Source organism: Kitasatospora sp. NPDC094019 (assembly GCF_044764505.1).
GTDB lineage: Bacteria > Actinomycetota > Actinomycetes > Streptomycetales > Streptomycetaceae > Kitasatospora.
In genome coordinates, this window is record NZ_JBIWIF010000009.1 from 19,374 (window position 1) to 40,978 (window position 21,605).

General features: G+C 76.4%; 2 protein-coding genes. Both read left to right on the forward strand.

The features are described 5' to 3' along the window. Positions 1-66: 66 nt before the first annotated feature. Positions 67-14,322, forward strand: a complete 14,256-nt coding sequence (locus ACIQ9P_RS21215) for an amino acid adenylation domain-containing protein (protein ID WP_402358085.1) — start codon at positions 67-69, stop codon at positions 14,320-14,322. Continuing rightward, the gene (locus tag ACIQ9P_RS21220; protein WP_402358088.1) at positions 14,319-21,497 is read left to right on the forward strand and encodes an amino acid adenylation domain-containing protein; all 7,179 of its coding nucleotides are present in this window, start codon (positions 14,319-14,321) and stop codon (positions 21,495-21,497) included. The genes ACIQ9P_RS21215 and ACIQ9P_RS21220 overlap by 4 nt, the downstream gene beginning before the upstream one ends. Positions 21,498-21,605 lie beyond the last annotated feature (108 nt).

Consider the following 21,605-nt stretch of genomic DNA (forward strand, 5'->3'; position numbering starts at 1 on the left):
CCCGGCCGCTTCCCCGGCCGGGCCGCCCGCCCCCCGTTCGCACCAGATCCAGGAGAGATCCCCGTCATGAACGACCGTCCGCAGAGCCGCCTGCCGCTGACCGATGCCCAGTCCGGTGTCTGGTACGGCCAGCGACTCGAACCCGGCAGCACCGCCTACAACGTCGGGCAGTACGTCGAGATCAACGGACCGGTCGACCAGGACCTGCTGGAAACGGCGCTGCGGCACGCCGTCGGCGAGACCGAGGCGCTCGGCATGCGGTTCGGCGAGGAGGACGGCACTCCGTACCAGGAGCCCGCGGTCCCGGCCGACTGGGCGCTGCCGCGGACCGACCTGAGTGGCGAACCCGACCCGCTGGCCGCCGCGCTGGCGCTGATGCGCGCCGATCTCGCCCGGCCGGTCGACCCGGCCGCCGACCGGCTCTTCGGCTACGCGCTGTTCACCCTCGGGGAGGACCGCGTCCTGTGGTACCAGCGCGTCCACCACATCGCGCTGGACGCCTACGCGATGACCCTGCTGACGCGCCGTACGGCCGAGCTGTACACGGCGTCGGCCCGGGGCGAGGAGCCGCCCGCCGCACCCGGGGCACGGCTCGCCGACCTGCTCGCCGAGGAGGCGGAGTACCGGGAGTCCGAGCGCTCCGCCGCCGACCGCGACTACTGGGACGGACAGCTGGCCGACTGCCCCGAGCCCGTCCCGGTGGCCGGCGCCGGGCACCCGGCCGCCGCGGACTTCCTGCGCACCGGCGCGTCCCTCACCGAGCCGCAGACCGCCGCTCTCCTCACCCTCGCCCACGAGCTCCGCGCCACCTGGGCGGACGTCGCCATCGCCGCCTTCGCCGGCTACCTCCACCGGACGACCGGCGCGCGCGATGTCCTGCTCGCCGTCCCGGCGATGACCAGGCTTGGTTCGGTGGCCCTCGCCGTGCCCGCCATGAAGGTGAACGTGCTGCCGATGAGGGTGGCCGTCGCTCCCGGTACGGCCTTCGGCGAGCTGGTCGGACGGGTCGTGCACGCGGGCCGCGATCTGCGCCGCCACCAGCGCCGTCGCGCCGAGGAGATCCGGCGCGAGCTCGACCCGTCCGGGCGCCGGCACGCGGTGTTCGGGCCGATGGTGAACATCAAGGCATTCGACTACCACTTCGACTTCGACGGTTCCCCCGGCACTCCGCGCAACCTCGCTGCCGGGCCGGTGGAGGATCTCACGCTCTCCGTGTACCTGGACGGCGGCAGCCGGCTGCGGTTCGAGCTGGACGCCAACCCGCGCGCCTACACGATGGAGCAACTGACCTCCCGTGGTGAGGAGTTCCACACCCTGATGGGCGCCTTGGCGGGCGGCGTCCGGCCGGAGCTGCCGGTCGGGCGGATCCCGCTGCTCACCGCCGGCGCTCTGGTACGGGCCCTCGGTCCGGCCCCCGTTGGGGTGTCTCCGGGCTGGGGTTCGGTGGTGGGTGGGGTGGATCGGTGGGTGGGTGCGGTGCCGGGTGGGGTGGCGGTGTGTTCGGGTGAAGTTGTTCTGTCCTATGGGGAGTTGGGGGTGCGTTCGGGGCGGTTGGCGTCGGTGTTGGTGGGGTTGGGTGCGGGGCCGGGTTGTTGGGTGGGGGTGTTGTTGCCGCGGTCGGTGGATCTGGTGGTGGGGTTGTTGGCGGTGTTGCGGTCGGGGGCGGGGTATGTGCCGTTGGATCCGGGTTTTCCGGTGGAGCGGTTGGGGTTGATGCTTCGGGACGCGGTGCCGGTGTGTGTGGTGGCGGTGGGGGAGACGGCGGGGTTGGTGCCGGAGGGGGTTCCGGTGCTGCTGCTCGACGACCCGGAGGTTGCCGCCGAACTGCGTCGCGCGGAGCCCTTCACCGCTCCCGGCGCCGATCCGGATGCGGCCGCCTATGTGATCCACACGTCGGGGTCGACGGGTCGGCCGAAGGGTGTGGTGGTGTCGCACGGTGCGTTGGGGGCGTTCCTGGCGGTGATGGGTGAGCGGTTGGGGTTGGGGCCGGGGGACGCGTGGGTGGCGGTGACGACGGTGTCGTTCGACATCGCGGGTCTGGAGTTGTTCGGGCCGTTGCTGTCGGGTGCGACGGTGGTGCTGGCGGACCGGGAGACGGTGCGTGATCCGCAGGCGCTGACCGCTCTGGTGGCCCGGACCCGTCCGGCCGTCGTCCAGGCGACGCCGAGCCTGTGGGAGGAACTGCTCGCCGAGCCCGTCAGCGCCCCGGTCTGGTCGGGTGTGCATGCCCTGGTCGGTGGCGAGGCGCTGTCGGGCGGGCTGGCGGAGCGGATGGCGCGGCTCTGCGGGCGGGTGAGCAATGTCTACGGTCCGACCGAGGTGACCATCTGGGCCACCGCCGCCGAACTGCCCGCCGGCCACCGCGGCACGCCCGGCATCGGCGGCCCCCTCCCCGGGGTGCGGGCCCTGGTACTGGACCCCGCGCTGCAGCCCGTGCCCGTCGGCATCGCCGGTGAACTCTACCTTTCGGGCGTCCAGTTGGCGCACGGCTACCTGAACCGCCCCGGTCTGACGGCGGGCCGATTCGTGGCCTCGCCGTTCGACGGACCCGGTGCCCGGATGTACCGGACGGGGGACGTGGTGCGCCGGGCCGCCGACGGCGGTCTGGAGTTCCTGGGTCGGGTGGACGAGCAGGTGAAGCTGCGGGGGTTCCGGATCGAGCTGGGGGAGGTGGAGTCGGCGTTGTCCGCCGTCCCCGGCGTGGGCCGGGCCGTGGCGGTGGTGCTGGCGGATGTGCCCGGTGGCCGGTTGGTGGGCTACGTGGCTCCGGCGGTCGGCCGGGGTCTGCCGGAGGGAGAGGTGGTGCGGCGTGCGGTGGGCGAGGTGCTGCCGGAGTACATGGTGCCGAGTGCGGTGGTGGCTCTGGAGGCGCTGCCGTTGACGGCGAACGGCAAGACGGACCGCCGGGCGCTGCCCGCCCCGGAACGCGTCTCGGCCGGTGGCCGGGGTCCGGAGACGGCGGGGGAGCGGTCGGTGTGCGCGGTGTTCGGGGAGGTGCTGGGCCTGGCGGAGGTGGGGGCCGAGGACGGCTTCTTCGATCTCGGCGGTCACTCCCTGCTCGCCGCCCGCGCCGCCGGACGCCTGCGCGGGCGACTGGGTGTCGACGTGGCCATCCGGGACGTGTTCGAGGCGCCGACGGCGGCCGCACTGGCCGCCCGGCTGGTGGACCGCGCGGTCACCGAGCGGCCCGTGCTGGCCGCGGGCCCGCGCCCCGAACCGCTGCCGCTCTCCGCCAACCAGCGCGGCCTGTGGTTCCAGTACCAGGTCGAGGGACCGGGCGCGACCTACACGATCCCGTTCGTCGCCCGGCTCACCGCCGCTCCCGACACCACCGCGCTGGCCCTGGCCGTCGGTGATGTGATGGCGCGCCACGAGAGCCTGCGCACCGTCTTCGGCTCCGACGAGGGCCTGCCGTACCAGCGGGTGCTGACCCCGGCCGAGGCCGCCGCCGCGGCCCCGCTCGTGGTCCGCGACGTGCCCGCCGAACGGCTGGACGCGGCGGTGGCCGAGGCACTGGCCCACCCCTTCGACGTGACCGCCGAGCCTCCGTTGCTGGTCACCCTGTTGCGCGCCGCCGACGGTGAGCAGGCACTCGTCCTCGCCCTGCACCACATCGCCGGGGACGAGGCGTCCCGTGGGCCGCTGCTCGCCGATCTGCAGTCCTGCTACGCCGCCCGGCTCGTCGGCAGGGACCCGGACCTGGGTGAACTCCCGGTCCAGTACGCCGATTTCGCGCTCTGGCAGGAGCGGCTCGACACCTCGGCCGCGCTGGCGTACTGGCGCGGCGCGCTGGCCGGGCTGCCCGAGGAGATCGCGCTGCCCACCGACCGCCCCCGCCCCGCCGTACCCGGCGGACGCGGCGGCCTGGTGACCCGCCGGCTGCCCGCGGAACTGGCGGCCGGGATGCTCGCGCTGGCCCGCTCCAGCCGCAGCAGCGTCTTCATGGTGGCCCACGCGGCGGTGGCGGCCCTGCTGCACCGGCTGGGCGCGGGCGAGGACGTGCCGCTGGGCACGCCGGTCGCCGGTCGCGGCGGGGAAGCGGCGCTGGACGGACTGGTCGGCTTCTTCGTCAACACCCTGGTGCTGCGCGCCGACCTGTCCGGCGACCCGACGTTCGCCGAGCTGCTGGACCGCGTCCGCGCCACCGACCTGGCGGCCCTCGACCACGCCGACCTTCCCTTCGCGCGGGCCGTCGAGGCCGTCAACCCGGCCCGGGCGCTCGGCCGTCACCCGCTGTTCCAGACCCTCGTGTCGCACAGCACCGTCACCCTCGACACCTCCGAACTCTTCGGTCTCCCGGCCCGGACGGAGCTGGTCGACCCGGGCACCGCCCGCTTCGACCTGGAGTTCACCTTCGCGGACACGGCCCACCGCGACGACCTCGACCTGCGGCTGTTCTTCTCGGCGGACCTGTTCGACCGGAGCACCGCCGAGGCCCTGGCCGACCGGCTGCTGCGGCTGCTGGCGCAGGTGACGGCCGATCCGGCGGCCCGGATCAGGGACCTGGACGTCCTGCTGCCGTCCGACCGTGCCGCGCACGCCGACGAGTCCGCCGTTGGGGTGTCTCCGGGCTGGGGTTCGGTGGTGGGTGGGGTGGATCGGTGGGTGGGTGAGGTGCCGGGTGGGGTGGCGGTGTGTTCGGGTGAAGTTGTTCTGTCCTATGGGGAGTTGGGGGTGCGTTCGGGGCGGTTGGCGTCGGTGTTGGTGGGGTTGGGTGCGGGGCCGGGTTGTTGGGTGGGGGTGTTGTTGCCGCGGTCGGTGGATCTGGTGGTGGGGTTGTTGGCGGTGTTGCGGTCGGGGGCGGGGTATGTGCCGTTGGATCCGGGTTTTCCGGTGGAGCGGTTGGGGTTGATGCTTCGGGACGCGGTGCCGGTGTGTGTGGTGGCGGTGGGGGAGACGGCGGGGTTGGTGCCGGAGGGGGTTCCGGTGCTGCTCCTCGACGACCCGGAGGTTGCCGCCGAACTGCGTCGCGCGGAGCCCTTCACCGCTCCCGGCGCCGATCCGGATGCGGCCGCCTATGTGATCCACACGTCGGGGTCGACGGGTCGGCCGAAGGGTGTGGTGGTGTCGCACGGTGCGTTGGGGGCGTTCCTGGCGGTGATGGGTGAGCGGTTGGCGTTGGGGCCGGGGGACGCGTGGGTGGCGGTGACGACGGTGTCGTTCGACATCGCGGGTCTGGAGTTGTTCGGGCCGTTGCTGTCGGGTGCGACGGTGGTGCTGGCGGACCGGGAGACGGTGCGTGATCCGCAGGCGCTGACTGCTCTGGTGGCCCGGACCCGTCCGGCCGTCGTCCAGGCGACGCCGAGCCTGTGGGAGGAACTGCTCGCCGCCCCCCGGGCCGGTGCGGACACCTGGTCGGGTGTGCATGCCCTGGTCGGTGGCGAGGCGTTGTCGGGCGGGCTGGCGGAGCGGATGGCTCGGTTCTGCGGGCGGGTGAGCAATGTCTACGGTCCGACCGAGGTGACCATCTGGGCCACCGCCGCCGAACTGCCCGCCGGCCACCGCGGCACGCCCTCGATCGGCCGCCCGCTGGCCGGCACCCGTGCACACGTCCTGGACGCCCGGCTGCGGCCGGTCCCGGTCGGCGTCCCCGGTGAACTCCACCTCGCGGGAGTCCAGTTGGCGCACGGGTACCTGAATCGGCCCGAGCTGACCGCCGAGCGCTTCGTCGCCGACCCCTACGGCCCGCCCGGCACCCGGATGTACCGGACGGGGGACGTGGTGCGCCGGGCCGCCGACGGTGAGCTGAGGTTCGTCGGCCGGGTGGACCAGCAGGTGAAGCTGCGGGGGTTCCGGATCGAGCTGGGGGAGGTGGAGTCGGCGTTGTCCGCCGTCCCCGGCGTGGGCCGGGCCGTCGCGGTGGTGCTCACGGACGTGCCGGGCGGTCGGCTGGTCGGCTACGCGACCCCGGCGGTCGGTCAGGAGCTGCCGGACGGGGAGGCGTTGCGGCGTGCGGTGGGCGAGGTGCTGCCGGAGTACATGGTGCCGAGTGCGGTGGTGGTGCTGGAGGCGCTGCCGTTGACGGCGAACGGCAAGACCGACCGTCGGGCGCTGCCCGCCCCGGAACGCGTCTCGGCCGGTGGCCGGGGTCCGGAGACGGCGGGGGAGCGGTCGGTGTGCGCGGTGTTCGGGGAGGTGCTGGGCCTGGCGGAGGTGGGGGCCGAGGACGGCTTCTTCGATCTCGGCGGTCACTCCCTGCTCGCCGCCCGCGCCGCCGGACGCCTGCGGACGGTGCTCGCCGTCGCGGTCACGGTCCGCGACGTGTTCGAGGCGCCGACGGCGGCCGCACTGGCCGCCCGGCTGGTGGACCGCGCGGTCACCGAGCGGCCCGTCCTCGCCGCGGGCCCGCGCCCCGAACCACTGCCGCTCTCCGCCAACCAGCGCAGGCTGTGGTTCCTGGAGCAACTGGAGGGTCCGGGTACCGGCTACCTGCTGCCGTTCGCCCTGCGGGTCCACGCTTCCGCCGGTTCCGTTCCCGGCGGCCGCACCGCGCCTGCGGGCCGCACCGCTCCCGGTGGCCTCGACGCCGACGCGCTCGCGCTCGCCGTACAGGACCTGATGGCGCGGCACGAGAGCCTGCGCACCGTCTTCGGCGAGGCCGGCGGCGTCCCGTACCAGCGGGTGCTGACCCCGGCCGAGGCCGCCGCCGCGACCCCGCTGGTGGTCCGCGACGTGCCCTCGGCGGCGGCCCTCACCGACACCGCCCGCACCGCCGCCGCCCGACCCTTCGACCTCACGGCCGAGCCCCCGCTGCGGGTCACCCTGCTGCGCGCCGCCGACGGTGAGCAGGCACTCGTCCTCGCCCTCCATCACATCGCGGGGGACGAGGCGTCCCGCGCCCCGTTGGTCGCCGACCTCCAGGCCGGCTACGTTGCCCGGCTCGCCGGGAGGGACCCGGACCTGGGTGAACTCCCGGTCCAGTACGCCGATTTCGCGCTCTGGCAGGAGCGGCTCGACACCTCGGCCGCGCTGGCGTACTGGCGCGGCGCGCTGGCCGGCCTGCCCGAGGAGATCGCGCTGCCCACCGACCGTCCCCGCCCCGCCGCCCCCGGCGGACGCGGCGACACCGTCGAGTTCCGGGTGCCCGCGCCCGAGGCCGAGGCGCTGTTCCGGCTCGCCGCCGACCGCGGGGCCACCCCGTTCATGGCCGTGCACGCGGCGGTGGCGGCGCTGTTGCACCGGCTGGGCGCGGGCGAGGACGTGCCGCTGGGCACGCCGGTCGCCGGGCGCGGCGGGGAGGCCGCGTTGGACGGACTGGTCGGCTTCTTCGTCAACACCCTGGTGCTGCGGGCCGACCTGTCCGGCGACCCGAGCTTCGCCGAGCTGCTGGACCGCGTCCGCGCCACCGACCTGGCCGCCCTCGACCACGCCGACCTCCCCTTCGAACGGCTGGTGGAGGAACTCAACCCGGAGCGGCTGCTCGGCCGCCAGCCGCTCTTCCAGACCATGGTCGCCCTGGAGGAGGCGGGCCCCGACACCGGGCGGCTGTTCGGCCTGAGCACCTCCGAACTGCCCGTCGACCCCGGGGCCGCCAAGTTCGACCTCGACGTGGTGCTGCGGCCCGCCCCGGACGGCTCCGGGCTGCTCGGCGGCATCCGCTACGCCACCGACCTGTTCGACCGGGCCACCGTCCGCGGCTTCGCCGACCGGCTGGTGCGGCTGGTCGCCCGGGCGGTCGCCGCCCCCGACCTCCCGGTCGGCGCGCTCGACCTGCTCTCCGCCGCCGAGGCCCGGCAGCTGGAGCGCTCCCACGACACCTCCCGGGTGCGGCCGCCCACCACCGTCACCGAGGAGTTCGCCGCCCGCGTCGCCGCCACCCCCGACGAGTGCGCCGTGGTGGTGGGCGACGAGCGGACCGGCTTCGCCGCCCTGGACGACCGGGCCGACCGGCTTGCCCGGCTGCTGCTCGCCCGCGGCGGCGGCCCCGGGACGATCACCGCGCTGCTGCTGCCCCGGACCGCCGACGCGGTCGCCGCGCTGCTGGCGGTGCTGCGCACCGGTGGCGCCTTCCTGCCGATCGACCTCGACCTGCCGCCCACCCGGATCGCCGCCATGCTGGCCGACGCCCGCCCGGCCGCCGTGCTGTGCACCGCCGCGACCGCCGCCCTGCTGCCGCCGGGCACCGCCGCCGTCGCCCTCGACGCTCCGGACACCGTCCGGGCGATCGCCGCTGACCGTCCCGGCCCGGTCCTGACCGTTCCGGACCCGGCAGCCCCCGCCTATGTCATCCACACCTCCGGTTCCACCGGCGTCCCGAAGGGCGTCGTGCTCACCCACGGCGGGCTCGACAACCTGTTCCACGACCACGACCGCACGCTCCACCGGCCGACCGCCGAACGCCTCGGCCGCCGGATCCGCGCCCTGCACACCGCCTCGTTCTCCTTCGACTCCTCCTGGGAACAGCTGCTCTGGATGGTCGCCGGCCACGAACTGCACCTGCTCGACGAGCACGACCGCCGTGACGCCGACGCCGTGGTGGCGTACTGCTCGGACCACCGGATCGACGCCCTGGACGTCACCCCCTCCTACGCGCTCCAACTGCTGGAGAGCGGCCTGCTCGACGGCGAACGGCAGCCGTCGGTGCTGCTCCTCGGCGGCGAGGCCGTGCCGCCGCCGCTCTGGACCCGGCTGCGCGAGCACTCCGGCGTCCGGGTCGTCAACTACTACGGCCCGACCGAGTTCACCGTGGACGCCCTGGTCGCGGACGTCACCGACGCGTCCTCCCCGGTCATCGGCAGGCCGCTCGACAACACCCGGATCCACGTCCTCGACGCCCGGCTGCGGCCGGTGCCCCCGGGCGTCCCCGGCGAGCTGTACCTCGCGGGCGTCCAGCTGGCCCTCGGCTATCTCGGCCGACCGGGGCTGACGGCCGAGCGCTTCGTGGCCGACCCGTACGGCCCGCCCGGCACCCGGATGTACCGCACCGGCGACCTGGTCCGCCGCCGGGCCGACGGCCTGGTGGAGTACCTCGGCCGCGGCGACCAGCAGGTCAAGCTGCGCGGCTTCCGGATCGAGCCCGGCGAGGTCGAGGCGGCTCTCCTGCGCCGGGACGGGGTCACCGCCGCGGCCGTGCTCGTCCGCGAGGACGCCCCCGGACACCCGCGCCTGGTCGGCTACGTCACCGGGACCGCCGACCCCGGGCAACTGCGCCGCGCGCTCGCCGAGGAGCTGCCCGAGTACCTGGTGCCGTCCGCGCTGGTCGTGCTGCCGGCGCTGCCGACGACGGTCGCCGGCAAGCTCGACCGGGCCGCCCTCCCGGCCCCCGCCGCCCCGGTCTCCGGCGCGGCCGTCCCCCGGGCGCCGCGCGGTACCCGCGAGGACCTGGTCCGCGGTGCCTTCGCCCAGGTCCTCGGCCTCGCCGACGCCGGACCCGACGACGACTTCTTCGCGCTCGGCGGCCACTCGCTGCTCGCGGCGCGACTGGCCGGACGGCTGCGCACCGCGCTGCGCACCGACGCCGCCGTCCGGGACGTCTTCGAGACCCGCACCCCGGCGGCGCTGGCCGCCCGGCTGGCCGACCGGGCCGGGCGCTCCCGCCCCGCCCTGGCGGCCGGGCCCAGGGCCGCGCGGGTGCCGCTCGCGCCGGGCCAGCTCGGTCTGTGGCTCGCCCATAGCGTCCAGGACACCGGCGCCGCCTACCACGTCCCGGTCGCCGTCCGGCTGACCGGCCCCCTGGACCCCGGGGCGCTGGCCGAGGCGCTCGGCGACGTGGTCGACCGGCACGAGAGCCTGCGCACCGTGGTCCGCGAGCACGACGGCGAGCCGTACCAGCACGTCCTGGAGCCCGGCGGACAGCTGGTGCCGCTGGTCGTCCGGCCGGTCGGGCCGGACGGGCTCGACGCGACCCTGCGCGAACTGCTCGCCCCGCCGTTCGACCTGGAGGCCGCGCCGCCGGTGCGGGCCCACCTGGTCCGGATCGCCGAGCACGACCACGTACTGCTGCTGACGCTGCACCACCTGGCCGCGGACGAGGAGTCGGCCGGCCCGCTGCTCGCCGACCTCGACCTCGCCCACACCGCGCGGCGAGCCGGCCGCGTCCCGCGGTTCGATCCGCTGCCCGTCCAGTACGCCGACTTCGCGCGCTGGCAGGGCGAGGTCCTGGCCGGGACGGCGGAGCGGGACCGCGCCTTCTGGGCCGAGCGGCTGGCCGGCCTGCCCGAGGAGTCGGCGCTGCCCGCCGACCGGCCGCGCCCGCCGCGGCCGACCCACCGCGGGGCGGTCGCCCGATTCGAGCTGCCGGCCGAGCTCGCCGCCGGGCTGACCGCGCTCGCCCGCGAGCACGGCGCGACCGTCTTCACGGCCGTGCACGCCCTCCTCGCCGTCCTGCTGCACCGCCACGGCGCGGGCGAGGACATCGTGGTCGGCACCCCGGTCTCGGCCCGCGGCGAGAGCGCCCTGGAGGGACAGGTCGGCCACCACCTCAACACCGTGGTCCTGCGCGCGGACCTGTCCGGCGACCCGGACTTCGCCGCGCTGCTGGAGCGGCTGCGCGACGCCGACCTCGACGCCTTCGACCACGCGGACCTGCCCTTCGAACAGGTGGTGCGCGCCGTCGCCCCGGTCCGCGCGGCCGGACGGCACCCGCTGTTCCAGACCATGCTGACCTTCCACTCGGCCGCCCCGCTGCCGGCCACCCTGTTCGGCGCCGCCGCCCGGGAGGTACTGGTCGACACCGGCGGCGCCAAGTTCGACCTGGAGGTGGCCGTCGGACCGGCCCCGGACGGCGGCGGACGGCTGGAGGGCGGTGTCCGCCACAGCCTGGACCGCTTCGACGGGGACACCGCCCGGGCCCTCGCCGCCCGGCTGGTCCGCCTCGCCGAGCTGGTCGTCGCCGACCCGGCCCGCCCGGTCTCCGGGCTCGACCCGATGGCCGCCGGGGAACGCGCGCTCGCCCTGTACGGACCGCGTCCCACCGACCGGGCCGACGCCCCCGGCGACCCGGCCGACCTGGTCGCGCTGGTGGCCGCCGGAGCCCCCGCCGACCCGGCCGCGGCCACCGCCGTGCTCACCGACGACGCAGCGCTCACCCGGGCCGGGTTCGACGACCGGGCCGACCGGCTGGCCAGGCTGCTGATCGCGCGCGGGGTCGGCCCGGAGAGCGTGGTCGCGGTGGCCCTGCCGCGCTCCGCGGACCTGCTGGTCGCCGTGCACGCGGTGGTCCGGGCCGGCGGCGCCTACCTGCCGCTGGACCTCGACCACCCGGCCGCGCGCCTGCGCCACCTGCTGGACACCGCCCGCCCGGTCTGCGTCCTCACCGAGCCCGGGTCGGCCGGCCGGCTGCCCGACGGGGCGCCCCCGGTACTGCTGCTGGGCACCACCGCGACCGAGGAGGCGCTGCGGGACCGCCCCGCCGGGCCCGTCACCGACGCCGAGCGCACCGCCCCGCTGCACCCCGACCACCCGGCGTACGTCATCTTCACCTCCGGGTCGACCGGGCTGCCCAAGGGCGTCCAGGTCACCCACGCGGCCGTCGTCAACCGACTGCGCTGGATGCAGGACGACTACCCGCTCGGCCCCGGCGACCGGGTGCTGCACAAGACCCCCGCCGGGTTCGACGTCTCGGTCTGGGAGCTCTTCTGGCCCTTCACCGCCGGGGTCCCCGTGGTCGTCGCCCGTCCCGACGGGCACCGGGACCCCGGTTACCTGGCCGAGCTGGTCCGCCGCCACCGGGTGAGCGTGACCCACTTCGTGCCGTCGATGCTGGCCGCCTTCCTGGCCGAGCAGTCGCCCGCCGGACTCCCCTCGCTGCGGCGGGTGTTCTGCAGCGGTGAGGCCCTGGGAGGCGAGCTGGCCGAGCGCTTCCGCACCGCCTGCGGTCCCCGCGAGGTGGCCCTGGAGAACCTCTACGGCCCCACCGAGGCCGCCGTCGACGTCACCGCCGAGCACTACCGGCCCGACGGCACCGGCCCGGAGGGCGTCCCGATCGGCGCGCCGGTGCGCAACACCGGCGTCCGGGTGCTGGACGCCCGGCTGCGGCCGGTCCCGCCCGGTGTCCCCGGCGAGCTCTACCTGACCGGGGTGCAGCTCGCCCGCGGCTACCTGGCCCGCCCCGGCCTGACGGCCGAACGTTTCGTGGCCGACCCGTACGGGCCGCCCGGCACCCGGATGTACCGCACCGGCGACCTCGCCCGGCGCACCGCCGACGGCCGCCTGCACTACCGGGGGCGGGCCGACGACCAGGTCAAGATCCGCGGCCTGCGGATCGAACTCGGCGAGGTGGAGTCGGTACTGGCCTCGCTGCCCGGCGTCGCCGCGGCCGCCGCCGCCGTGCACCGCAGTGCGCACGGCGGCACCCTCCTGGTCGGGTACGCGGTGCCCGAGCCGGGCGCCGCCCCGGACCGGCGGGAACTGCGCCGGCTGGCCGCCGAGCGGTTGCCCGGCTACATGGTGCCGGCGCCGGTCCTGCTGCTGGACGCGCTGCCGCTGTCGGTCAACGGCAAGCTCGACCGGCGCGCCCTGCCCGCCCCGCCGACCCCGGAGGTCCCGGCCGGACCCGCGGCCCGGGACGGTGCGCCCGGCGCCGCCGCCCCGGCCGACGCTCCCGCTGCCGAGGCCCCCGGTGCCGAGGGTCCGGACGCCGAAGCTCCCGCCGCCGACCCCGCCGCCCGGCTGGCCGCCCTGATGGCCGAGGCGCTCGGCCTGCCCGCGGTCGACCCGGGGGCCGACTTCTTCGAACTCGGCGGGGACAGCCTGGTCGCGATCCGGCTGGTCTCGCTGGCCAGGAGGGCCGGGCTCACCCTGACCGCCCGTCAGGTGTTCGAGGCGCCCACCCCCGCCGCGCTGGCCGGAACCGCCGTCCCGGCCCCCGCCGCGGCCGCCGCCCGCCCCGGCCCCGCCGACGACGCCCCCGGCGCCCTCCCGCTCCCGCCGATCGCCCACTGGCTGGCCGCCCGCGGCGGCCCGGTCGACCGGATCGCCCAGACCCGGCTGCTGACCCTGCCGCCGGGCCTGCGGCCCGAGCACCTGACCACCGCCCTCCAGGCCCTGCTGGACCACCACCTGGGGCTGCGTCAGCGCCTGCACCGGCCGGCGCCGGGCGTCTGGGCCGTCGAGGCGCTCGCGCCCGGCGCGATCACCGCCGCCGACCGGCTGCGGACCCTGCCCGTCGACGACCCGGGCGGCGCCGTGCCGCCCGACCTGCTCGCCGCCGAGTCGGCGGCCGCCGTCGGACGGCTGCGCCCCGCCGAGGGCCTGCTCCTGGCGGCCGTCCACTTCGACCCCGGCCCCGGCCGCCCCGGGCGGCTGCTGCTCGCCGTCCACCACCTCGCGGTCGACGAGGTCTCCTGGGGCATCCTGCTCGACGACCTGCGCACCGGGTGCCAGGACGCGGCCGCCGCCCGGCCTCCCCTGCTGCCACCCGTCCCCACCTCGCTGCGGACCTGGACCACGCACCTGCTCGCGGAGGCGCACAGCCCCCGCCGGGTCGCCGAACTCGACCACTGGCTGCTCGCCGGGGACGCGCGCCGCCCCCTCGGGTCCCGGCCGCTGGACGCCGGGTCGGACACCGTCGGCACCGCCCGTTCCTTCACCGTCGCCCTGACCGCGGAACGCACCGCGCCGCTCCTGGACACCGTGCCCGCGGCCGTGCACGGGACGGTCAACGACGTCCTGCTCACCGCCCTCGCCCTGGCCGCCGCGAGCCTCGCGCCGGCCGGCGCGGTCGGCGGGCTGCCGGTCGAGCTGGAGGGGCACGGCCGCGAGGCGGAACTGCTGCCCGGCGCCGACCTCTCCCGCACCGTGGGCTGGCTCACCAGCCTGTACCCGGTCCGCCTCGACCCCGGGACGGTCGACCCGGCCGCGGCCCTGGCCGGCGGCGAGGACGCCGGCCGGGCCCTCAAGGAGGTCAAGGAACAGCTGCGGCGCGTCCCCGGCGGCGGCATCGGCGCCGCACTGCTGCGGCACGCCAACCCCGCCACCGCGCGCCGCTTCGACCCCGCGGCCGCCCCGGAGGTGCTCTGGAACTACCTCGGCCGGCGCACCGTCGCCCCCGGCACCCCGTGGGGCCCCGCCCCCGAGGCCGGCGCGCTGGACGACGGTGCCGACCCGCGCACCCCGCTCTCGCACCCGCTGGAGATCGTCGCCCGGATCGACCCCGGCCCCGACGGCCCGCGGCTCGTCGCCCGGTGGATCACCGCCGCCGGGAGCCTGCCGCCGGAACGCGCCCGCGCCCTCGCCGACGCCTGGACCACCGCCCTCGACGGCCTCGCCACCTGGGCCGCGACCCCCTCGGCCGGCGGCCGCACCCCCTCGGACCTCGACCTGCTCACGCTCGGTCAGGACCAGATCACCCTGCTCGAACAGATGTGGAAGGACCAGCGATGACCGAGGCCCGACTCCAGGACATGCTGCCGCTGTCGCCCCTGCAGGAAGGCATGCTGTTCCTGTCCTCCTACGACGAGCAGGCCCCGGACGTCTACACCGTCCAGCTGACCGTCGCCCTGGACGGGCCGGTCGACCCGGACCGGCTGACCGCCGCCGCCCGGGCCCTGCTGCGCCGTCACGCCAACCTGCGGGCCGGTTTCTGGTACGAGAACATGCCGCAGCCCGTCCAGTTCGTCCCCGCCGAGGTGGACCTGGCCGTCCGCCCGCACGACCTGCGGGCCGCCCACGCCGCCGACCCCACCGGCGCCGCCCTGCGCGGCCTCGAACGGGCCGAGCTGGCCGAGCGGTTCGTGCTGCACCGTCCGCCGCTGCTGCGGCTGGCGCTGGCCCGGCTGACCGACCGCGAGCACCGGCTCGTGGTGACCGTGCACCACATCCTGGTCGACGGCTGGTCGATGCCGCTGCTGGTGCGGGAGCTGCTGGCGCTGTACGACCGGGACGGCGACCCGCGGGGCCTGCCCGACGTCCGCCCCTACCGGGACCACCTGCGCCGGCTGGCCGGCCGGGACCGCGCCGCCGCCGAGGCCGCCTGGCGCACCGCGCTGGCCGGCACCGACGGCCCCACCCTGCTCGCCGCCGCGGACCCGGCCCGCCGGCCGGTGCGCCCGGCCCGGCACGCCGTCCGGCTGGGTGAGGAGGCCACCGCCGCCCTGCACGCCACCGCCCGCCGGCTCGGCACCACCCCCAGCACCGTGCTGCAGTGCGTCTGGGGCCTGCTGCTCGGTTCGCTCACCGGGCGCCGGGACACCGTCTTCGGCCTCACCGTCTCCGGCCGGCCCGAGGACCTGCCCGGCGTGGACACGATGATCGGACTGTTCATCACCACCGTGCCGGTCCGGGTCGACAACCGCCCGGGGGAGTCGTTCGCGCAGTTTGTCCGCCGCTTCCGCGCGGAGCAGAACGGCCTGCTGGCCCACCAGCACCTCGGGCTCCAGGCGATCCAGAAGCAGGCCGGCGGCGGCGAGCTCTTCGACACCCTGCTGGTGATCGAGAACTACCCGGTGGACCCGTCCGACCGGCCCGCCCTGGCCGGCGGCGCAACGGTCACCGGAGTCACCGCCCGCGACGCCACCCACTACCCGCTCACACTCGCCGTGGCGCTGGAGCGCGCCGCCGTGCTGGAACTCGAGTACCGGCCGGACCTGTTCACGGCGGACCGGGTGGAGCTGATCGGCGAACGGCTGGCCGGCCTGCTGGCCCAGGTCACCGCCGACCCCGACCGGCCGGTCGGCGCCCTGCGCACGGTGACCGCCGCCGAGCACGCCCGCGCGGCGGCCCGGGGCCGCGGACCGGCCCCGGCCCCGTACGAGGGCCCGGTCACCGACCGGTTCACGGCCCACGCCGCCGCCGCGCCCGGGGAAACCGCCCTGGTCTGCGGCGGCCGCCGGACCTCCTTCGCCGAACTGGACCGGCGCTCGGCCGCCCTCGCCCGGCGGCTGGCGGCCCGCGGGATCGGACCCGAGGCGGTCGTCGCCCTCGCCCTGCCGCGCACCGAGGCTTCCGTCGTGGCGCTGCTCGGCGTGCTGCGCGCCGGCGCCGCCTATCTGCCGCTGGACCTCGACCACCCCGACGAGCGGCTCGCCGCGATGGTCGAGGACGTCCGGCCCGCCTGCGTGGTCACCACCGCCGCCGCGGCCGCCCGCCTGCCCGCGGACGCGGCCGTCCCGCTGCTGCTGGACCCCTCGGGCGAGGCCGACGTCAGCGTCAGCGGCGGTGACGGTGACGGTGACGGCGCCGCGGACGGACCGGCGGTCCGGCGGCCCGGCCCCGACCACCCCGCCTACGTCATCCACACCTCCGGCTCCACCGGCCGCCCCAAGGGCGTCGTCCTCACCCACCGCGGACTCGCCAATCTCCACGCCCACCACCGCGCCGCCCTGATCGACCCCGCCGTGCGCACCGCCGGACGCCGGATCCGGGCCCTGCACACCGCCTCGTTCTCCTTCGACACCGCCTGGGAGCAGCTGTTCTGGCTGATCGCCGGCCACGAACTGCACCTGCTGGACGAGCACGAGCGCCGCGACCCCGAGTTCACCGTCGACTACGTCCGCCGTCACCGGATCGACACCCTCGACGTCACCCCGACCCAGGCCCGGCAACTGCTGGAGTGGGGCCTGCTCGCCGACGGTGAACACCGCCCCGCGCTGCTGCTCCTCGGCGGCGAGGCGGTGCCGCCCGCCCAGTGGGCCGCCGTCCGGGCCTGCGAGGGCCTGCGCGCCGTCAACCTGTACGGCCCGACCGAGTTCACCGTCGACGCCCTCGCCGCGGACCTCGCCGACAGCGAGGCACCACTGGTCGGCACCCCCCTGTCCGGCACCACCGCGCTGGTGCTCGACCACGCCCTGCGGCCGGCGCCCGACGGGGCGCCCGGCGAGCTGTACCTCGCCGGCACCGGCCTGGCCCGCGGCTACCTGGGCCGCCCCGGCCTCACCGCCGAACGCTTCCTCGCCGACCCCTGCGGCCCGCCCGGCGGCCGGATGTACCGCACCGGGGACCTGGTGCGCCGCCGCCCCGACGGCAGCCTGGAGTACCTCGGCCGCGCCGACGAGCAGGTCAAGATCCGCGGTCACCGGATCGAACCCGGCGAGATCGAGGCCGCGCTCACCGCCCTGCCGGGCGTCGCCACCGCCGCGGTCGTCGTCCGCGAGGACACCCCCGGCGTCCGGCGCCTGGTCGGTTACCTCACCGGCCCCGCCGACCCGGCCGCCACCCGCCGCGCCCTGGCCGCGAAACTGCCCGAGCACCTGGTGCCCGCCGCCCTGGTGACCGTCGACCGGCTGCCGCTCACCGTCAACGGCAAGCTCGACCGGGCCGCGCTGCCCGCGCCCGCGCTGTCCGGCGACGCCCGGTCCGCGCCCCCGCGCACCCCCGCCGAGGACGCGGTCTGCCGGGCCTTCGCCGACCTCCTCGGCCTCACCGCGGCCGGCGTGGACGACGACTTCTTCGCCCTCGGCGGCGACTCCATCACCTCGATCCAGCTGGTCTCCAGGCTCCGCAAGGAGCAGCTCGTCCTCACCCCGCGCGCCGTCTTCGAGCACCGCACCCCCGCCCGGCTCGCGGGCGCCGCCACCGCGCCCGCACCCGAACGGGCCGCCGCCGCGGCCGCCCTGCTGCCCGCGGAGACCCGCCGCCGGGCGGAGGAGCAGTGCCCCGGAGCGGTGGACGTCCTGCCGCTCTCCCCGCTCCAGGAGGGCCTGTACTTCCACGCCGTCTACGACGACCGCGCCCTCGACGTCTACCTGATGCAGAACTTCGTCGAGCTGCTGCACGCGGTGGACGCCGTCGCGCTGCGGGCCGCCGTCGAGGCCCTGCTGCGCCGCCACCCCAACCTGCGCGCCGGGTTCCGGCACGAGGGTCTCGACGAGCCGGTTCAGGTGGTCCCCGGCAGTTGGTCGCTGCCCTGGCACGAGGTCGACCTCGCCCACCTCGACCGGGCCGCCCAGGACCGCGCCCTGGAGGAGTTCTCGCACGCCGACGCCGCCACCCGGTTCGACCTGGCCGACCCGCCGCTGCTGCGGGTCACCCTGTTCCGGTTCGGTCCCGAGCGGTACGTGTTCTGCGTGACGCAGCACCACATCCTCACCGACGGCTGGTCGGAGTCGCTGTTCTTCGAGGAACTGTTCGCGCTCTACCAGCACGGCGGCAACGAGGACGCGCTGCCGCCCGCCACCCCCTACCGGGAGTTCCTCCAGCACCTCGCCGCCACCGACCGCACGGCGTCCGCCGAGGCATGGCGCGACCACCTGGCCGGCCTGCCCGCCGCCACCCTGGTCGCCCCCGAGGACCCGGCCCGGCAGCCGGTGATCGCCCGGGTCCGCCCCGTCCTGCTGGACGAACCGGCCGCCGACGCGCTGCGCGGCTTCGCCCGCTCCTGCGGCGTCACCCTCAACACGGTGCTCAGTGCCGCTTGGGCGCTCACCCTGGCTGGCCTCACCGGATCGGACGACGTGGTCTTCGGCGCCACCGTCTCCGGGCGACCGCCGGAGCTCCCCGCCGCGGACACGATGATCGGGATGTTCATGAACACCCTGCCGTTCCGGGTCACCGTCCGGCCGGGCGAACCGGTCCGCGACTTCCTGGTCCGGACCCAGCGCGAGCACGCCGCGATGCTCCCGCACCACCAGGCCGGACTCGGCGGAGTCCAGCGGCTCAGCGGCTTCGGCCGGCTCTTCGACACCCTCTACGTGTTCCGCAACACCCCGCTCGACGACGCCGCCCGCGAGGCGGCCGTCGCCCGGCACGCCATCGGCTGGACCCACAGCGTCGACGGCACCCACTACCCGCTGACCCTCGCCGTCACCCCCGACCGCGCCATCGAACTCAGTCTCGCCCACCGCCCCGACCTGATCGACGACGCCACCGCCGCGGCCGTCGCCGACCGGCTCGAAGCCCTGGTGCGCGCCCTGCCGGACGCCGCCGCCCGCCCGGTCGGCCGGCTCGCCCTCACCCCGCCGGGAGAACAGGCCCGGCTGCTCGCCCGCGGCGACGACACCGGCCACCCGGTCCCCGACACCACCGTCGACCGGCTGCTCGCCGAGCGGGCCGCCCGCACTCCCGACGCCACCGCCCTGGTCTGCGGCGGCGAGCGGCTGAGCTACGCCGAACTCGACCGCCGGGCCGACCGGCTCGCCCGGGCCCTGCTCGCCCGCGGCGCCGGACCGGAGGCCGTGGTCGCGCTCGCCCTGCCGCGGTCGGCCGACTACGTCGCCGCGCTGTTCGCCGTGCTGCGCAGCGGCGCCGCCTATCTGCCGCTGGACCTCGACCATCCCGACGAGCGGCTCGCCGCGATGGTCGAGGACGTCCGGCCGTGCTGCCTGCTCACCGTCACCGCCGTCGCGGACCGGCTGCCGGACACCCCCGGCACGCACCGGCTGCTGCTGGACGACCCGAGCGGACCGCCCGGCCCGGCCGACCCGGCCCCGGTCACCGCCGCGGACCTGCCCGCGCCCCGGCACCTCGACCACCCGGCCTACGTCATCCACACCTCCGGATCCACCGGCCGTCCCAAGGGCGTCGTCGTCCCGCACCGCGGCCTGACCACGATGCTGGTCAACCACCGGGCCAGGATCTTCGCCCCGACCGAGGAGCGGGCCGGCGACCGGCGGCTGCGCATCGCGCACACCGTCTCCTTCGCCTTCGACATGTCCTGGGAGGAGCTGTTCTGGCTGGTCGACGGGCACGAGGTGCATGTGATCGACGAACACCTGCGGCTCGACCCGCAGGCCCTGGTCGAGCACTACCACCACGAGCGGATCGACGTCCTCAACGTCACGCCCTCCTACGCACAGCAGCTCGTCGAGGCAGGGCTGCTCGCCCCGGGCCGGCACCGCCCCCTGCTGGTGCTGCTCGGCGGCGAGGCCGTTCCCGAGTCGCTCTGGCAGCTGCTGGCGCGGACCGACGGCACCACCGGCTACAACCTCTACGGCCCCACCGAGTACACCATCAACGCGCTCGGCAGCGGCGTGGACGAGAGCCCCACCGCCACCGTCGGCCGCCCGATCATGAACACCCGCGCCCTGGTGCTCGACCACGCCCTGCGCCCGGTGCCGGACGGAACGCCCGGCGAACTGTACCTGTCCGGCGACGGCCTGGCCCGTGGCTACCACGACCGCCCCGGGCCGACCGCCGCGCGCTTCGTCGCCGACCCGTACGGCCCGCCCGGCAGCCGGATGTACCGCACCGGCGACCTGGTGCGCCGCCGCCCGGACGGCCGGACCGACTACCTCGGCCGTACCGACCAGCAGGTGAAGATCCGCGGCTTCCGGGTCGAACCGGGCGAGGTCGAGTCGGCCCTGCTCGCCCTGGACGCGGTGGCCGCCGCCGCCGTCCTCGCCCGGCCCGGACCGGCCGGGCACCGGCTGGTCGCCTACACGGTGCCGGTGCCCGGCCACCCGGCCGGGCCGGCCGAACTGCGCGCCGCGCTCGCCGCCACCCTGCCCGAGTACCTGGTGCCGGCGGCCTTCGTCACCCTTCCCGCGCTGCCGCTCACCGTCAACGGCAAGCTCGACCGGGCGGCGCTGCCCGCCCCGCCGGTCGCCGGCCCGGCCGGACGCCCGCCCGCCGACACCCGCGAGGAACTGCTCTGCCGGCTCTTCGCCGAGGTGCTCGGCCTGCCCGCCGTCGGCGTCGACGACAACTTCTTCGAACTCGGCGGCCACTCCCTGCTCGCGATGCGGCTGGCCGGCCGGATCCGCGCCGAACTCAACACCCCGGTCCAGGTGGCGACCCTGATGACGGCGCCGACCGTGGCCGAGGCCGCCGCCCGGATCGGCACCGACGCCCGCGCCGACGCGCTGCGCACCCTGCTGCCCCTGCGCGAACGGGGTTCGCTGCCACCGCTGTTCTGCGTCCACCCGGCCTCGGGCTTCAGCTGGCAGTACGCCGGGCTGCTGCGCCACCTCGACCCGGAGCGCCCGCTCTACGGTCTCCAGTCGCCCGGCCTGCGGGGCGAACTCCCGGACGTCGACAACGTCCGGGGGCTCGCCGAGCGCTACCTCGCCGAGCTGCGCGCGGTCCGCCCGCACGGCCCGTACCACCTGCTGGGCTACTCCTTCGGCGGTACGGTCGCGCACACCATGGCCGCGCTGCTCCAGCGGGACGGCGAGGAGGTGGCCTTCCTCGGTCTGCTGGACGCCTACCCGCCGGAGACCGAGGACTGGGCCTTCGTCGACGACCCGGCGTTCCGTGAGCGCCTCGCCGAGGAGGAGAGCGGCTTCCTGCTGGGTGTCGCCGGGCTCGCCCCGGCGGACGGGGACGGGGGCGGGGGAGCCGCGGGCACCGTCGACCGGGAGCGGGCGATCGCCGCCGTCCGCGACAGTCGGGGCCTGCTCGCCGGTTTCGACCGCGAGCTGCTGGAGGCCGTCGTCGACACCAACCTCCACTGCGTCCGGCTGCTGTCCCGCAGCCGCACACCGGAGTGGACGGGTGACGCCCTGTTCGTCACCGCGGCCCGCACCACCGCCCCCGGGGACGCCCCGGGCCTGGTGTGGCCCCGCCATCTGCGCGGCCGACTGGTGGAACACGTCCTCGACGTCTCCCACGACGAGCTGATGGATCCTCCGGCCCTGGACCGGATCGGCCCCCTGGTGCAGCGCGCGCTGGCGGAGGGGGTGTGAGCGGCGGGCCGTCCGCCCGGTCCCCGCCGGGTCCCGCGCCGCCGTACCGCCGGACCGGCTGCCGCCGTCCGGCCGCATCCTCCGGGGGACCCCGTGCTTCCCCCGGAC